Genomic DNA, 16018 nt, shown 5'->3' on the forward strand with positions numbered 1-16018 from the left:
TCAGACTCAACTTTTGGAGGATTTGATGGCTGAAGCCAAGTCGGTGCCGGTGCTGTTTGTCACTGACACCATCGTGTTGCCCGGAATGGTGGTGCCGATCGCGCTGGACGAGGCCGCGCGCGCGGCGATCGACGCCGCACAGGCGAGCGACTCCGGGCAGCTGCTGATCGCCCCCCGGCTCGAGGACAGGTATCCGTCGCACGGCGTGATAGCGAAGATCTTGCAGGTCGGACGCATCGCCGGCGGCGGCACCGCGGCGGTGGTGCGCGGTGAGCGCAGGGCCCAGATCGGGGCAGGAGCATCCGGACCGGGTGCGGCGCTGTGGGTCGAGGTGACCGAGGTCCCCGAGACCGAGACGACGGACGAGATCAAAGCCATGACGGCGGAGTACAGAAAGCTGCTGCTGGCCATGCTGCAACGGCGCGAGGCCTGGGAGATCATCGACTACGTCAACCGGTTGACCGACCCGTCGGCGCTGGCGGACACCTCCGGCTACGCGTCCTACCTGACCAATGCCCAGAAGCGGCAGCTGCTGGAGACCGTCGATGTCGCCGAGCGGTTGCGCGTGCTGATCGATTGGACCAGCTCGCATCTGGCCGAGGTCGAGGTGAGCGACAAGATCGCCGAGGACGTGCGCGAGGGCATGGAGAAGACGCAGAAGGAGTTCTTGCTGCGTCAACAATTGGCGGCCATCCGCAAGGAATTGGGCGAGGGCGAGCCCGATGGATCCGACGACTACCGGGCCCGCGTCGAGGCCGCCGAGCTGCCCGAAAAGGTGCGCGTGGCCGCGCTTCGCGAGGTCGGCAAGCTGGAACGTTCCAGCGACCAGAGCCCGGAAAGCGGCTGGATCCGCACCTGGCTGGACACGGTGCTCGACCTGCCCTGGAACGCGCGCACCGAGGACTCCACCGACCTCAAGGCCGCACGCGAAGTTTTGGACGCCGACCACCACGGGCTGGACGACGTCAAGGACCGCATTGTCGAGTACCTGGCCGTGCGGGCCCGCCGCGCGCAGCGCGGATTGCAGGTCGTCGGCGGACGCGGCTCCGGCGCGGTGATGGTGCTGGCCGGTCCTCCCGGCGTCGGCAAGACGTCCCTGGGCGAAAGCGTGGCCAGGGCGTTGGGTCGCAAGTTCGTGCGCGTCGCCCTGGGCGGTGTGCGCGACGAGGCCGAAATCCGCGGGCACCGTCGCACCTACGTGGGGGCCTTGCCCGGCCGGATCGTGCGCGCCATCGGCGAGGCGGGATCGATGAATCCCGTTGTGCTGCTTGACGAAATCGACAAGGTCGGTTCCGACTATCGCGGCGACCCGAGTGCGGCGTTGCTCGAGGTGCTCGACCCGGCGCAGAACCACACGTTCCGCGACCACTACCTGGATCTGGACCTGGACCTGTCCGACGTCGTGTTCCTGGCCACCGCCAACGTCATCGAGAACATCCCGTCGGCGCTGCTGGACCGCATGGAGTTGGTGCAGATCGACGGTTACACCGAAGACGACAAGGTCGCCATCGCGCGCGATTACCTGCTGCCCCGGCAGCGCGAGCGCGCGGCGCTGACCGAGGAGGAGGTCGCGGTGACCGACGATGCGCTGCGCAAGATCGCCGCCGACTACACCCGCGAGCCGGGGGTGCGGCAGTTCGAACGGCTGCTGGCCAAGGCGTTGCGCAAGGTGACCACCAAGCTGGCCGAGGGTCCGGCCGCGCTGACCATCGACGAGCCGGATCTGGTTGATTACCTTGGCCGCCCGCGGTTTATGCCGGAGTCGGCCGAGCGCACGGCGGTGCCCGGCGTGGCCACCGGCCTGGCCGTGACAGGCCTGGGCGGCGACGTGCTCTACATCGAAGCGGGCGCCACCGACGGCGAGCCGGGTTTGCAGTTGACCGGTCAGTTGGGCGACGTGATGAAGGAGTCGGCGCAGATCGCGCTGTCCTACGTGCGTTCCCACGCCGCCGAGCTGGGCGTCGACCCCAAGGCGCTGGACCGGCGTATCCACGTGCACGTGCCGGCTGGCGCGGTGCCCAAGGACGGGCCGTCGGCCGGCGTCACCATGGTGACCGCGCTGGTGTCGATGGCCACCGGACGCCAGGTGCGCTCCGACGTCGGCATGACCGGCGAGGTCACGCTGAACGGGCGGGTGCTGCCGATCGGCGGCGTGAAGCAGAAGCTGCTGGCGGCCCAGCGTGCCGGCTTGTCAACGGTTTTCATCCCGTCGCGCAACGAGCCGGACCTGGACGACGTCCCGGCGGAGGTGCTCGAGGCGCTGGACGTGCGGCCGATGACCGACGTCGCCCAGATCGTGGCCCAGGCGCTGGAACCAGCGGCGCAGACGGCCACCGTGGCCGCCTGAGGATCTGTCAAACGCCGGTCTGATGAGCCGTCGAAGTGGTGCCCGGGGATTGCCAAGGGTTTTGGCTTCCCCGGGCCGGGGGTAACCGCGAGGGCAGAGGCAAAGCCAGCCGAGGGGGGTTTGACCTCCACCCGACGTCAAAGGACGCGGGTGACGGACAACAAATCATGTCGCGAGCCGCCGAACGGCGGTGAGCGGCCGGACAAGGAGTTCATCGTGAGGTTGAACAGAATAGCTGCTAGCGCCGCGATCGCGGGCGCGTTGACGTCGGGCGCGCTCGGGGTTGGCGTGGGGTTCGCGCAGGCCGACCCCAATGGCCCCAACGTGCCGGGGCCCGGGCCGAACGTTCCGGGGCCAAACGTGCCGGGTCCGAACGTTCCCGACCGGAATGGACCGGGACAGGGGCCGTGGGTGCCGCAGCCGATTTGTAACGGCGGTCCTGGTGTCAACTGCAACGGCCCGGGCACACCGCTGCCGCCCGGGCAGCACGGCTTCCCGCCGCCGGGACACTACAACGACCCGGGCAGCTATGGGTATCCGGCCCGCTGGGCGCCGATGGGCCAGCCGGGCGACTATCCGGTTGTGTTCAACCCGGCGGTAAACCAGTGGGGCGTTTTCTTGCCCGACGGTAACTTCGTTGCGGCGCCGCCGGTCTAAACAGCGCGTCAGAGACAGCCGCCACCAGCATGGTGGCGGCTGTTCTCGTCTACGGCAGAATCGCAGGCTATGAGCGACTTGCGCGACCTTAAACGGCGAGTGGTCCACCGCGTTCAACGGCTGTTGGTCAATCCGGTGGGCCGTCAGTTGCCCATGACGATGCTCGAAACCACTGGACGCAAGAGCGGACAGGCGCGGCGTACCGCGGTGGGCGGGCGCGTCGTCGACAACCAGTTCTGGATGGTTTCCGAACACGGCGAGCACTCGGACTATGTGCGCAACATCAAGGCAAATCCCGCTGTCCGGGTGCGGGTCGGCGGACGGTGGCGCAACGGCACCGCGCACCTGCTGCCCGACGACGATGCCCTGCAGCGGCTGGGTAACCTGCCGCGAATGAACAGCGCGATGGTGCGGCTGATGGGCAGCGACCTGCTGACCATCCGCGTCGATCTGGACTGACGCCTCCGCATCTGTCGGTCGCCGGGATTAGGGTCGGCCCATGGCCTACGACGAAGACCTGGCCAACCGGATCCGGGAACTCCTCGGCTCAGAGCGCGGCGTCGAGGAGAAACGCATGTTCGGCGGTCTGGCATTCCTGATCAACGGCGACATGTCCGTGGCCGCCAGCGGCCAGGGCGGGCTCTTGGTGCGGGTGCCGCCGGAGGACACCGACAAGCTCGCTGAGCGCGCCCATGTGAGCCCGATGGTGATGGCCGGCCGGGAAGCCCGGGGCTGGCTACGCGTCGACGCCGCCGGTGTGCGAAATAAACGCCAGCTTCAGGGCTGGGTGAACCACGGAGTCGGCTACGCCCGCAGCCTGCCTCCCAAGTAGCGCCCGTTTTGCTGGCCCGGGGCGCGGGTACGCGGGTGCCTATGGACAAGCGGGTGCGTCGACTGCTCGACGTCGCGGGCACGACGTACGCGTCGCAGGCGCGTATTGCCTTGAGAGACAAGCCGATGCCGCTGTTTCAGCTCTTGGTGCTGTGCATGCTGGCCAGCAAGCCGATCGACGCGGGCATAGCCATGGCCGCCGCGCGCGAACTGTTCAAGGTCGGTCTGCGGACACCGAAAGCCGTGCAAGCCGCCGACCGGCGGACCATGATCGAGGCGTTCGGCCGCGCGCACTACGTGCGCTACGACGAGAGCTCTGCGACCCGCCTCGTCGAAATGGCCGACCGCGTTCGTGACGACTACGCCGGTGATCTACGCCGGCTGGCCGATCGCAGTCGGCGCGACGCGCCCACGGCCAAACGAATGCTCAAGGAGTTCAAGGGAATCGGCGATACGGGCGCAGACATCTACCTGCGCGAAGTTCAGGACGTCTGGACCTGGGTGCGTCCATACTTCGACGACCGCGCCACCGGAACCGCCAAGCAATTGAACCTGCCCGCCGCGCCTGAACAGTTCGAATCGCTTGCGCCGCAAGCCAATGCGCGGCTCGCCGCCGCGCTGGTCAGGGCGTCGCTCGACGATGATGTGCGTCGGCGGGTGACCGGCTGAGCGAATAGTGACCATACGCATCGGTACCTCGGGGTGGTCATACAACCACTGGGTGGACGTGCTGTATCCGACCGGAACGCCGTCGGCGCGCCGGCTCGCCCGCTACATCGAAGTATTCGATACCGTCGAGCTGAACGCGAGTTTCTACCGCTGGCCCCAGGATTCGACCTTCACGGGCTGGCGCCAGCAGCTGCCGGAGGGCTTCACCATGTCGGTCAAGGCCCACCGCGGATTAACGCACTACCGCCGGCTGGCCTCACCCGAGCCGTGGATCGAACGGTTCGAACGTTGTTGGCGTCTGCTGGGTGATCGGCACGGGGTCTTGCTCGTGCAATTACACCCCGAGCAGCAGCGCGACGACGCGCGCCTGGATGCGTTCTTGGCCCTCGTGCCCGAGACGATCCGCGTCGCCGTCGAATTGCGTCACCCATCGTGGAACGACCCCGCCGTATTCGACATACTGGAACACCGTCGCGCCGCCTACGTCGTGATGAGCGGGCTCGGTCTCGAGTGCATCCCCCGGGCGACCACCGACCTGGTGTACATCCGGATGCACGGCCCGGATCCCGAAGCCAACTACGCCGGCTCGTATTCCGACCACGACTTGCGGAGATGGGCCGATCGCATCGCCGAGTGGGACGGCGACGGCAGGGACGTGTGGATGTATTTCAACAACGACCTGGGTGGCCACGCGGTCCGCAATGCGGTGGCCTTGCGCGAACTCCTGGGGTGAGCGCTGACGGGCAGGCCGCACACCCGGTCGACATCGACATCTGCGCGCTGGCCGTCTCGGGACCGTCAGCTGACAGCTTGCCCGGCGCTGGGGTGGTCAGCGCTGCGCCGCACCGGAGTCCACGTTCCGTCGATGACGTCAGGTGGGCATTGCACCTGCAACCGTTCCCGTTCGGTGCGGCGGCGTTTGATCCGCAACCGCGCATCTCCGGGCAAGGTGACCAGTTCATTGCAGGTCAAGTAGTACATGTCCTCGACGTCGTCGATCAGGTCCGCCTCGACGCGCAGGAATCCCAAGGCGCGCAACGTCATTCGGAGCTCATGCGTGAAGCGCATGGTGGCGTCGTGGGCCAGCGCCCGCGAGCCGCGGGCGGCCGACCGTTCGTCCTGCGTCAGCACCGGGGCGGGCTGCGCGGCGGCGGCAGCCGCGGCGATCAGCAGCATCGTCGGGTCGTCGGCGAAGGTCGCGCTGGCCAGCTCGGCCTCCCCCGGGCCGCGGTGCCCGATCCGCGCGACAGCGGCATCCACGGCGGCCGCCGTCGCCGGCGACAACGCGCGAATGCTCGCGAGGTTGCCCTCCTCCGCCAGTGCACACAACGGCGGGTCGGCCCGCAGCGTGGCCGCCAACTCGGCGATCTCCGTGGTGACCAGATCGCTGTCGGCGATCATGCCCACCCCGGGGACACCGCGGCGCGCCTGACTACGCACCGGCGCCGCGGCGCTGATGCCGGCCTCGATCAACCACAGCGCGTTGAGGATCCAGCCCTGATGAATGCGGTCGCGCAACAGCCGCAGCCGAACTTCCAGCGCCGCCTCCGGGAGCAACCGCAGCCGGCCGGCATCGAGGTTTTCGGCGGCCGCGGCCGCGCCGTAGGCCCGGGTGTCGGCCCGCAAATGGCGCAATGCCGCCACCGACCGTCCGGCAGCAAGCGCCTTGGCGACCGAGCCCAGCGCTCCGCCCGCCAGGGCCGGCTCACCGAACGGCAGTGGGTCCCCGACGTGGGGCTGGCCGACCAGGGCGTCGCGGACGATGGCCTCCTGGTCCCAACCGGGCAGCTGGGAGGCGGCGATCAAGTTGACCGACACCCCGACGTAGGGGCGATGGCCGAACACCGCGATGGCCCTGTTGCCCCATTCCTCGTCGACCGCGCCGCCGAGCGCGAGCACCTGACCCAGGACCCGGTTCGCGGCGCGCAGCCCACTCAGCTGCACGTCGAGCGTGATCGGCGTGAGCGGTCCAGGAAGCGCCTCGTTGAGGGCAGAGCCGCTGAAGACCGGAAACCGCGGGTCGATCTGGTCGTCGAATTCGCCCTCGGCGCCTTCGGGTGCCGCGCTGTGGGCTTCGTCGGCCTTCCGCCGGGGGTGCGCCAGCACCTCCACCGGCAGGGCCAGCCGTCCGCCGTGGTTGATCGCGCCCGCGGTGTCGAGCCGGCGGCCGACGAGTCCGCGGGCGGTGTCGGCGACCGCGTCCAGCGCGTGCCAGCCGAATTCGAATAACCAATCCTCTTGTGCGGCACAGACATTCATTTGCGGCATCAGTTGTGACCAGCTACGCACCCGATGCAGCCGGGACCGCGGGTCGGTCGACCGCAACACCCGCCACGCGGTGATCAGATTGACGGTGTCGGGGCTGGCGAGGTCCACGACACCGGTGCGGTCGGTGTTCAACGCCCGAACCAGAAAGCGCATCAGGTCGTCGAGATGCAGCACATGCATGGGCTGGGCCGAGACCTTGGCGCGCAACAGCGTGGCCACGGTACGGCACACCATCCAGTCCAGCTGGCGACCGACCGGTGGTGCGATCCGGACGACAACCGTCGGGCCCCAGCTCGAGGCCACCAGGTCCTCGGCGGGCCGATATAGCTCCGGCCGGCCGGCAGCCTGCGACACGAACAGCAGCCGGGAGCCGGCGCGGGCGGCCGCGTCGGTCACCCGCGCAAGCCCGTCCATGTCGGCGCTGCCGGGGACGGACGGATCGATGGGCGCCAGGTGGATCACCGCGTCGGCTTCGTCGGTCAGCTCCCGAAGGACCCGGTCCCGCAGCGAAGCGCAAACAAATTCGACGTTGCGGTCCAGGCATGGATGGAAAAGCTCAGCAATGCCGGTGACCGTGTGTCCGGCAGCGATCAGCTGTCCAGCGACCAGCCGCCCGAGTGCGCCGGTGGCGTCGGTAACCAGGATGTGCACCTGGGCTCACCTCCCCCAACCCTCAGTACTCAACAATAGGCAAGCAGGCATGGGCTACGCGACCGTTAGTCCGGTAACGGTTCGGCCACCTCGCGTGATGGGGGCGGCCGGGTTAGTGCAGCGTCGCGCTACCGTCCGCGGCGACGGCAACCTTGGCGCCACCGATATCGTCACGCACCGATGCCTGCGCCGCGGCGCGATCGGTGACCACGGCCAGCGCACGCGACCCGTCGGGCGTACGCACGGCCAGGAATGCCTTCTCGGGCCGGCCGTCACGGTCGAACGGCGTCGTCCAGGCCTCGACGATGCCGACGCCTTCCCACTCGACCACCGCGTCGGTGGTCGGCTCCCGGTCGACGGCCGGTTGCGTGTCTTCCCAACGGAATTCGGCAGGCGGCTCGGTGCCGTAGACCCCGAAGCTGTGTTTGGTCAGGTAGCCGCCGTTGGCGGTGATCAGGCCACGCCGGCCCGGATTGGCCACCAGCAACTCCGCCATGGTCGCAATGGAGTGCATCACGTAGTTGCTCCACGGTCCGCCCGCGAACGTCAGCCCGCCGGTGACCGTCAGCGGACGGGCGGGGTCGTCGACGCGCAACCCGAGCTCGGACGCGGCGACCTGAACCGCGGAGGGAAAGCAGGAGTACAAGTCGACGTAGTCGATGTCGTCGATCCCCACGCCGGCCAGTTCGAGTGCCCGGGCACCGGCGATCCGGATCGCCGTCGAGCGGTGCAGTTCGTGGCGTTCGGCGATGGACGGGGTGTCGTGGGCGTCGGTACCCGCGTGCGGGAACACCCACCGCTCGGCGGGGACCTTCAGCCGCGTCGCCTCCCCGACCGAGGTCAGGACGAGCGCGGCGCCCTGGTCGACCATGTTGTTGGAGTTCATCAGCTTGGTGTAGGGCCAACTGATCATCCGGTTGTGCGGGCCCGGCTGGCTGATGTCGTCGGCGCTTGACGGCTTGCGGATCCAGGCGTTCGGGTTGTCCACCGCCACAGCGTTGAACCGTGCCCACAGCGCTGCGATGCGCTCGAGGTGATCGTCGATCGACTCGCCGTTCGCGATCCGAAGTGCCTCCTCGAACATCGGATAGACGTAGGCGGGCCGATCGAGGGAGATCCTGATCTCGGCGTCACCGGCCATCGGGACGTCGTCGCCGCTGACCTCGGCCATCGGGACGGACTGGTCCTGCTCGGTCCAGACCAGCTTGGCGCCCTTGGCCCGCAGACCGCGCCTGGTGCGCCACGTTTCGGCGCCGGCCAGCAGCACCACCTTGGCGTGGCCCCGCTGGATGTCCAGGCAGGCCTGGTTGACCAGTGACTGCGGCACGTTGCCGCCGACGGGGCTGTACAGCGTGGTGAAGTCGGAAGCACCGATTCGCTGGCCGAGCAACAGGCCCGGGTCGCGGTACTGCGCCGACAGGATGTTCACGATGCGGATGGAATCCACCGCCTCGATCACCGCGGCAGCGGCCGCTTGCCGGGCCGCCGCCACCATCAGGTCCATCGGCTCGACCGAGCGGGTTGCCGGGTCGATCTCGTCGCGATGATTGACCTGGCCGTAGCCGATCAGCACCGGGGTCCTGGGGTCGACGCTCATGCGAACGAATTTAGCGTGGCTACGGATCCGGCCGCCCCGCCGGCCCTCGACCGCTAAGCGGTGTCGGGCGGGATCGACAGCACGCCGTCGTCGATCAGCCGCTGGATGTCCCCGGGGTTCATGCCCAGCAGGCTTCGGCAGATCTCCACGGTGTCCTGGCCCGGCAGCGGCGCCGGGGCCTGCCGGGCCGCCGGGATGTGCCGAAACGGCGCCGGGCCCGTCTCGGCCGGCAACGGGCTTTCGATCAGCGGATGCACCATGGGGCTGTAGACGTGTCGCGCGGTCAGCTGCGGGTCCTCGAGTACGTCCGGCGGACGATTCATCGGCCCGGCCGGGACGCCGGCCGACTGCAGTAGCTCGGCCGCCCGCAGCGGCGTTCGCGTGCGGGTCCAGCCGGAGACCAGCTCCACCAGCTCACCGCGATGGGCCAGCCGCCCTTCGCCGGTGGCGAAGCGGGGATCGTCGGCCCACCCCGCGTGGTCGAAAACCGCAGTGGCCCGGCGCCATTCATCGTCGGATCGAATCGAGATGACGCACCACTCGTCGTCACCCGCGCAGGGGTAGACCGCATGCAGGGCGGTGTCCTCGCGGATCTGAGCGACGCCCGCGGCCCGCGCGGCCTCGGTGACATACAGCGTGTCGAGCTGGTTGACCACGACTTCGGCCTGTGAGACATGCACATGGGCTCCGTGGCCCGTCCGGTCGCGGTGGATCAGCGCGGCCAGCGCCGCGATCGCGGTGACCCGGCCCACCACATGGTCGGGAAAGACGGTCGTCGCGTCGTAGAACCCGTGCCTGCCCGGGCCGGCCTGGCCCTCGGCGCCGTCGGACGTCCAGAGCCGGGTGACCCCCGTGGTGGCGCGGACCAGCGGGCCGTAGCCCAACCGTGCGCTCCACGGCCCCGTGTCGCCGAACGCGCTGCTTTCGGCCAGCACAATCCGCGGGTTGATGGCGCGCAGCTCGTCGTAGGAAAAGCCCAGTGCCGCAAGTGTGCCCGGCTTGAAGTTGGCGAACACCGCGTCGGCCTCGGCCACCAGGCGCCCGAAGATCTTTTTGCCTTCGGCGCTGCGCAGATCCAGTCCCAGCCCCCGGTTGTTGCGGTGCGTCCAGGCGAACGACTCGCTCATGGCGTCGCCGATCCGGGCCTGCCGCAACCCGTCCGGATAATCAACGCTTTCGACCTTGATGACATCGGCGCCCAGGTCGCCGAACAGGCGACTCAACTCGCCTCCGGCGACGATGATGCCCAGGTCGAGGATCCGCAGCCCGGCAAACGGATACTCGCCGAGCCGGCCCGACGACGACGGCACCACCGAAGGGCTTCCGCGCCAATAGGGTTCGTCGGATCCCGCGGCCGGCACCGGCGTTCGAAAACCCGCACGCCGACCGTCGACGACGAAATATCCGGTCGGCACGCTGGTGCGCACGCCTGGGACGAGTTCGGCGTCGGTGATGGCGCCCACCGCCCGGAAGTGTTCGCTCTCCAGGATCCGCGCGGGCGTCAGCACCGCGGCGATCGGCACCCCGTGCGCCTGGCCGGCGGCCACCAGGTCCTTCATGGTCTGTCCGGCGAACAACTCCTCGATCAGCCGGCTGATCTGCGGCCAGGCCGCGAACCGCGCGCCGATCGCGTCGTACTTGGGGTCCTGAAACTCCGCCGGCTCCCCCAGCCAGCGCCGCAGGCCGCGCCATTGCCGCGGCGCCATCACACACAGCCGTACGTAACCGTCCTGGCACGGATAGATCGGGTAGGCGTCCTGGTTCTTCGGCCGGCCCCGCCACCGCCCGCTGCGGCGGACGCCTGCGGCCGCCTGTCCGTGCGCGCCGAACGCGGGATCGAGGGCCATGACGACGGCGTCGAACCAGGAGAAGTCGATGTAATCGCCTGTGTTACAGCGTAATCGGTTGTAGTACGCCGCGAGTGCCGCCCATGCCGCCTGGGCAGCGGCGGTCGCCGACGCGATACCGTCCGGCGGCAGCACCGGGGTGCCGGTGGTGGGGCCCGACCGCGACAGCGCGCCGCACATCGCGTACAACACGGGATCGGTGGCGCGCCATGACGACCGCGAACCCGTCGCGCCGAAGTCGGTGATCGACAGCACCACCAGGTGCGGATAGCGGGCCGCCAGCTCCTCGCCCGAGGTCCCGAACATGGCCCCGCGCTCGTCGGCGCCGGTGTCCACGACGATGTCGGCCTCGGCGGCCAGGTCCAGAAAGCGGGCGCAATCCTCGTCGTCGAACGGGTCGAGCACCGCACTGCGCTTGTTGGCGTTGTGCACGGCGAACGGAATGCTGGTTCCGCGCAGCGTGGGTGCGGCGTCGCGGCCAAGGCAACCGCCTGGCGGCTCCACCTTGAGGACGTCGGCCCCCAGGTCGGCGAACAGCCGGGTTACCGCGTCCGCATCGCCGCTCGACAAGTCGAGAACGCGCACGGCGTCGAGCAACCCGTCGGCCATCTGCACACCGTACCTGCCTGGTCAGGCCGCTGCGCGACGGCCTTTCCCTTCGTCGGCCGACCACCGCGACGGCCAAATTGCCAGGCAGGCAAGCCGATTCGGCGGACGCGCCGTCGGCCCTGAAGCAACGCTCAGTCGAAGGTCCGCGCCGGCGCGGCGTCGGCTATCGTCACAGGCCAATCCGCCAGGCCCTACCCGTCGTCTCATGGAGGCTTCCCTATGACCGCGCACCTGAGCTACGTCGAGGCCGTCGTGGTCGGCGCGTTCCAAGGTGTCACCGAGCTGTTCCCGGTCTCCAGCCTGGGGCATGCGGTGCTGGTGCCGGCGCTGGTCGGCGGTCGATGGGCCCAGGACCTCAGCGTGTCCGCCCCCAAATCGCCCTACCTCGCGTTCATCGTGGGCCTGCATGTGGCCACCGCCGCCGCGCTGCTGGTGTTCTTCTGGCGCGACTGGGTCCGCATCCTGACGGGGTTCTTCACGTCGCTGCGTCATCGGCGGATCGAGACGCCCGACGAACGGCTGGCGTGGCTGATCGTGGCGGGCACCATCCCGGTGGGTCTGGCCGGGCTGGCACTCGAACAACTGTTCCGCACCACGCTGGGCAAGCCCGTCCCCGCGGCGGCCTTCCTGTTACTCAACGGCATCGCGCTCTACGTCGGCGAGGTGCTGCGCCGGCGCATCGCGCCGGCACCGGATGAGGCCGCGATGGGCGGGGTGGAACTCGAACATGGTGACGAGGCCGCCGACCACCGACTCGCCCAGCTCCCCCTGCCCCGCGGCGTGGTGATCGGTGCGGCGCAAATCCTGGCGCTGCTGCCCGGCATCAGCCGCTCGGGGATCACCATCGTGGCCGGCCTGTGGCGCGGCTTGTCACACGAAGACGCCGCCCGGTTCTCCTTTCTGCTTGCGACACCGATCATCCTGGCGGCGGGGGTGTACAAGATCCCGGAACTGTTCGGGCCGCTCGGCGCCGGAATCGGTGGCCAGGTGCTGGCCGGCAGTGTCGCCTCGTTCGTGTGCGCCTACCTCGCCGTGCGCTTCCTGACGCGGTATTTCGAAACTCGCACCTTGACGCCGTTCGCGGTCTACTGCGCCCTGGCCGGCGGGGCCAGCCTGGTCTGGTTTGCCGTGAGCTGAACCGTCGAGCGCCGGTCACAGGCGATTGTTGCGCGGGGCGGCTCCGAGTGCTGTGCTTAGCCGGTCGTCTGAGTTGACACCCGTCAAGAATTTGGAGGGGACCGGCATGGCAGACACGGCTGCGATTGGCCTGAAGGGCGAGGGCCGGCTGAAAGGCAAGGTCGTGGTGATCACCGGTGGGGCCCGGGGAATCGGGCTGGCCACCGCGACCGCGCTGCACAAACTGGGTGCCAAGGTCGCCATCGGCGATGTCGACGAGGCCACGGTCAAGGAATCGGGCGCCGACCTGGGCCTCGAGGTGTACGGCAAACTCGATGTCACCGACCACAATTCGTTCTCGGATTTCCTGGATCGGGTCGAACGCCAACTCGGCCCGATCGACGTGCTGATCAACAACGCCGGCATCATGCCCGTCGGCAGGATCGTCGACGAGCCGGACGCGGTTACCCGTCGCATTCTGGACATCAACGTCTACGGCGTGATCCTGGGCAGCAAGCTGGCCGCCCAGCGCATGGTGCCGCGCGGCAAGGGGCACGTCATCAACGTCGCCTCGCTGGCCGGTGAGCTCTACATCGTCGGCCTGGCCACCTACTGCGCCAGCAAGCACGCGGTGGTCGCGTTCACCGACTCGGCCCGGCTCGAATACCGGTCGGCCGGGGTCAAGTTCTCCACCGTGTTGCCGACGTTCGTCAACACGGAGCTGGTCGCCGGGACTCCGGGGATGAAGGGGTTCCGCAACGCCGAGCCCGGCGAGATCGCCGACGCGATCGTCAACCTGGTGGCACACCCCAAGCCGCGGGTGCGGGTCACCAAAGCCGCGGGCGCAATGGTGGTGTCGCAGAGGTTCTGGCCGCGCCGGCTCGCCGAGGCGCTCAACCGGATGCTCGGCGGTGATCACGTCTTCACCGACGACGTCGACGTCGCCAAGCGCCGGGCGTATGAAGCCCGCGCCCGCGGCGAGGAGTAGCAAGACGGATCGGTGGGAACAATCGGTGAGATGACCGACGCAACCGCGCTCTCCGACGACGAACTCGCCCTGATCGACAAGTACTGGCGCGCCGCCAATTACTTGTCGGTCGGCCAGATCTATCTGCTGGACAACCCCCTGCTTCGCGAGCCGCTGGCCACCGAGCACGTCAAACCGCGCTTGCTGGGGCACTGGGGCACGACGCCCGGGCTCAACCTCGTCTATGCCCATCTCAACCGGATCATCCGCAACCGCGACGCCGACGTCATCTACGTGACCGGCCCGGGCCACGGCGGCCCCGGGCTGGTGGCCAACGCCTACCTAGAGGGCACCTACAGCGAGGTGTACACCGGCATCGAGGAGGACGCCGAGGGCCTGCGCAAGCTGTTCCGTCAATTCTCTTTCCCCGGCGGCATCCCCAGCCACGTGGCGGCCCAGACGCCGGGATCCATCCACGAGGGCGGTGAGCTCGGCTACGCGCTGGTGCACGCCTACGGCGCCGCCCTGGACAACCCCTACCTGGTGGTCGCGTGCGTCGTCGGCGACGGCGAGGCCGAGACCGGGCCGCTGGCCGCCAGCTGGCATTCCAACAAGTTCCTCAACCCGGTGACCGACGGCGCGGTGCTGCCCATCCTGGCGCTCAACGGCTACAAGATCGCCAACCCGACGGTGCTGGCCCGCATCCCGCACGACGAGCTGGAATCGCTGCTGCGCGGCTACGGCTACCGGCCGATCACGGTCGCCGGGGACGATCCGGCCGACGTGCACCGGCAACTGGCAGCCGCGCTCGACGACGCCTTCGACGACATCGCGGCCATCCAGGCCGCGGCCCGCGGCGGCGATCAGGCGCAGCGACCGGTGTGGCCGATGATCGTGCTGCGCACGCCCAAGGGCTGGACCGGGCCCGAGGTGGTGGACGGCAAGAAGGTCGAGGGCACCTGGCGTTCGCATCAGGTGCCGCTGTCCGAGACGCACGACAATCCCGAGCACCGCGCCCAGCTCGAGCAGTGGCTGCGCAGCTACTCCCCCGAGCAGCTCTTCGACGAAAACGGCAGGCTGCGTGACGAATTGCGGGCGCTCGCACCCACCGGAGATCGCCGGATGAGCGCCAACCCGCACGCCAACGGCGGCCTGTTGCTGCACGACCTGGACCTGCCGGACTTTCGCGACTACGCCGTCGCCGTCGAGCGGCCGGCGGCCACCGCGCATGAGGCCACCCGGGTGCTCGGCGCGTTCCTGCGCGACGTGATCGCCCGCAACTCCGACCGCTTCCGGCTGATGGGGCCCGACGAGACGGCGTCGAATCGGCTCGACGCCGTCTACGGATCGACCGACAAGGTGTGGCTCTCGGAGGTCGAGCCCGACGACGAGCACCTCGCGCCCGACGGCCGGGTGATGGAGGTGCTCTCCGAGCACCTGTGCCAGGGCTGGCTGGAGGGCTACCTGCTGACCGGCCGTCACGGGTTGTTCAACTGCTACGAGGCATTCGTGCACATCGTCGACTCGATGCTCAACCAGCACGCGAAATGGCTTGCCACCAGCCGCGAATTGCCGTGGCGCCGCCCGATCGCGTCGCTCAACTACCTGCTGAGCTCGCACGTCTGGCGCCAGGACCACAACGGCGCGTCCCACCAGGATCCGGGCTTCATCGACCTCGTCGCCAACAAGCGTCCCGAGCTGACCCGCGTCTACCTGCCGCCGGACGGCAACACGCTGCTCTCGGTGGCCGATCACTGCCTGCGCAGCCGCGACTACATCAACGTCATCGTGGCCGGCAAGCAGCCCGCGCTGACCTACCTGGACATGGACGACGCGGTCGCGCACTGCACCCGCGGCCTGGGCATCTGGGATTGGGCGAGTACGGCCGCCGACGAACCCGACGTGGTGCTGGCCTGCGCCGGCGACATCCCCACCCTTGAGACGCTGGCCGCCGCCGACATCCTGCGCCGCGAGCTGCCGGAGCTGGGCGTCCGGGTGATCAACGTCGTCGATTTGATGCGGCTGCAGCCGGATTCCGAGCACCCGCACGGTCTGCCGGACCGCGAGTTCGACGCGCTGTTCACCCGCGACAAGCCGGTCATCTTCGCCTACCACGGCTATCCCTGGCTGATCCACCGGCTCACCTACAGCCGCGCCAACCACGCCCACCTGCACGTGCGCGGCTTCAAAGAACGCGGCACCACGACCACGCCCTTTGACATGGTGATGCTCAACGATCTGGACCGCTTCCACCTGGTGATGGACGTCATCGACCGGGTGGACGGGTTGGCCAGTCGCGCGGCCATGCTGCGTCAGCGCATGGTCGACGCCCGCCTCGCGGCGCGGATGTACACCCGCGAGCACGGCGAGGACGACCCGAAGATCGCCGGCTGGACCTGGGAGTCGAGCGAGCAGAACGAACGCAGTGAGTGATGGGAGCGAGACGACCCATCGGACCT

Annotated in this window: 12 protein-coding genes; 9 read left to right on the forward strand and 3 right to left on the reverse strand. The window is 68.9% G+C overall.

The features are described from left to right. Window positions 1-25: 25 nt before the first annotated feature. The 6 genes from lon to AC5Y4T_RS06550 all read left to right on the forward strand — a co-directional run bounded on the left by lon (window position 26) and on the right by AC5Y4T_RS06550 (window position 5237). The gene (lon, locus tag AC5Y4T_RS06525) at window positions 26-2347 is read left to right on the forward strand and encodes an endopeptidase La (RefSeq protein ID WP_499952469.1); all 2322 of its coding nucleotides are present in this window, start codon (window positions 26-28) and stop codon (window positions 2345-2347) included. A gap of 216 nt (window positions 2348-2563) precedes the next feature. Beyond that, window positions 2564-3004: a hypothetical protein gene (locus AC5Y4T_RS06530; protein WP_499952470.1), complete on the forward strand. Its 441-nt coding sequence runs from the start codon at window positions 2564-2566 to the stop codon at window positions 3002-3004. A 69-nt stretch (window positions 3005-3073) separates the two neighbouring features. Continuing rightward, a complete protein-coding gene (locus AC5Y4T_RS06535; RefSeq protein WP_499916547.1) occupies window positions 3074-3463 on the forward strand; it encodes a nitroreductase family deazaflavin-dependent oxidoreductase in 390 nt (129 codons plus the stop codon). A gap of 40 nt (window positions 3464-3503) precedes the next feature. Then, a complete protein-coding gene (locus tag AC5Y4T_RS06540; protein WP_499952471.1) occupies window positions 3504-3836 on the forward strand; it encodes a TfoX/Sxy family protein in 333 nt (110 codons plus the stop codon). 41 nt (window positions 3837-3877) lie between these two features. After that, complete coding sequence (locus AC5Y4T_RS06545; protein ID WP_499952472.1) at window positions 3878-4504, forward strand: HhH-GDP family DNA glycosylase; 627 nt, start codon at window positions 3878-3880, stop codon at window positions 4502-4504. A gap of 7 nt (window positions 4505-4511) precedes the next feature. Then, entirely contained in the window at window positions 4512-5237 is a 726-nt protein-coding gene (locus AC5Y4T_RS06550) for a DUF72 domain-containing protein (RefSeq protein WP_499952473.1), read from the forward strand. A gap of 65 nt (window positions 5238-5302) precedes the next feature. Here the strand turns inward: AC5Y4T_RS06550 and AC5Y4T_RS06555 are convergent, their stop codons facing one another. The 3 genes from AC5Y4T_RS06555 to AC5Y4T_RS06565 form a co-directional block, all read right to left on the reverse strand. Further along, on the reverse strand, window positions 5303-7423 hold the full coding sequence (locus AC5Y4T_RS06555) for an NAD-dependent epimerase/dehydratase family protein (protein WP_499952474.1): 2121 nt from the start codon (window positions 7421-7423) through the stop codon (window positions 5303-5305). 112 nt (window positions 7424-7535) lie between these two features. Next, window positions 7536-9020: an acetyl-CoA acetyltransferase gene (locus AC5Y4T_RS06560; protein WP_499952475.1), complete on the reverse strand. Its 1485-nt coding sequence runs from the start codon at window positions 9018-9020 to the stop codon at window positions 7536-7538. Between the two features lie 53 nt (window positions 9021-9073). Next, window positions 9074-11482, reverse strand: coding sequence for a CaiB/BaiF CoA-transferase family protein (locus AC5Y4T_RS06565; RefSeq protein WP_499952476.1), 2409 nt, complete (start codon window positions 11480-11482; stop codon window positions 9074-9076). A 213-nt stretch (window positions 11483-11695) separates the two neighbouring features. On the opposite strand from AC5Y4T_RS06565, the gene AC5Y4T_RS06570 reads away from it, so the two are divergent. The 3 genes from AC5Y4T_RS06570 (at window position 11696) to AC5Y4T_RS06580 (ending at window position 15992) form a co-directional block, all read left to right on the forward strand. Continuing rightward, window positions 11696-12613, forward strand: coding sequence for an undecaprenyl-diphosphate phosphatase (locus AC5Y4T_RS06570; RefSeq protein ID WP_499952477.1), 918 nt, complete (start codon window positions 11696-11698; stop codon window positions 12611-12613). 106 nt (window positions 12614-12719) lie between these two features. Beyond that, a complete protein-coding gene (locus AC5Y4T_RS06575) occupies window positions 12720-13580 on the forward strand; it encodes an SDR family oxidoreductase (RefSeq protein ID WP_499916563.1) in 861 nt (286 codons plus the stop codon). A gap of 30 nt (window positions 13581-13610) precedes the next feature. Continuing rightward, window positions 13611-15992 (forward strand): phosphoketolase family protein, encoded by a 2382-nt coding sequence (locus tag AC5Y4T_RS06580; protein WP_499916565.1) that lies wholly within the window; start codon window positions 13611-13613, stop codon window positions 15990-15992. Window positions 15993-16018 lie beyond the last annotated feature (26 nt).

This window comes from Mycobacterium sp. NGS11 (genome assembly GCF_059813315.1).

Coding starts and splice junctions, on each gene's coding strand:
- lon (WP_499952469.1), top strand. CDS start 26: ATGGCTGAAGCCAAGTCGGTGCCGGTGCTGTTTGTCACTGACACCATC.
- AC5Y4T_RS06535 (WP_499916547.1), top strand. CDS start 3,074: ATGAGCGACTTGCGCGACCTTAAACGGCGAGTGGTCCACCGCGTTCAA.
- AC5Y4T_RS06540 (WP_499952471.1), top strand. CDS start 3,504: ATGGCCTACGACGAAGACCTGGCCAACCGGATCCGGGAACTCCTCGGC.
- AC5Y4T_RS06545 (WP_499952472.1), top strand. CDS start 3,878: ATGGACAAGCGGGTGCGTCGACTGCTCGACGTCGCGGGCACGACGTAC.
- AC5Y4T_RS06560 (WP_499952475.1), bottom strand. CDS start 9,020: ATGAGCGTCGACCCCAGGACCCCGGTGCTGATCGGCTACGGCCAGGTC.
- AC5Y4T_RS06570 (WP_499952477.1), top strand. CDS start 11,696: ATGACCGCGCACCTGAGCTACGTCGAGGCCGTCGTGGTCGGCGCGTTC.
- AC5Y4T_RS06575 (WP_499916563.1), top strand. CDS start 12,720: ATGGCAGACACGGCTGCGATTGGCCTGAAGGGCGAGGGCCGGCTGAAA.
- AC5Y4T_RS06580 (WP_499916565.1), top strand. CDS start 13,611: ATGACCGACGCAACCGCGCTCTCCGACGACGAACTCGCCCTGATCGAC.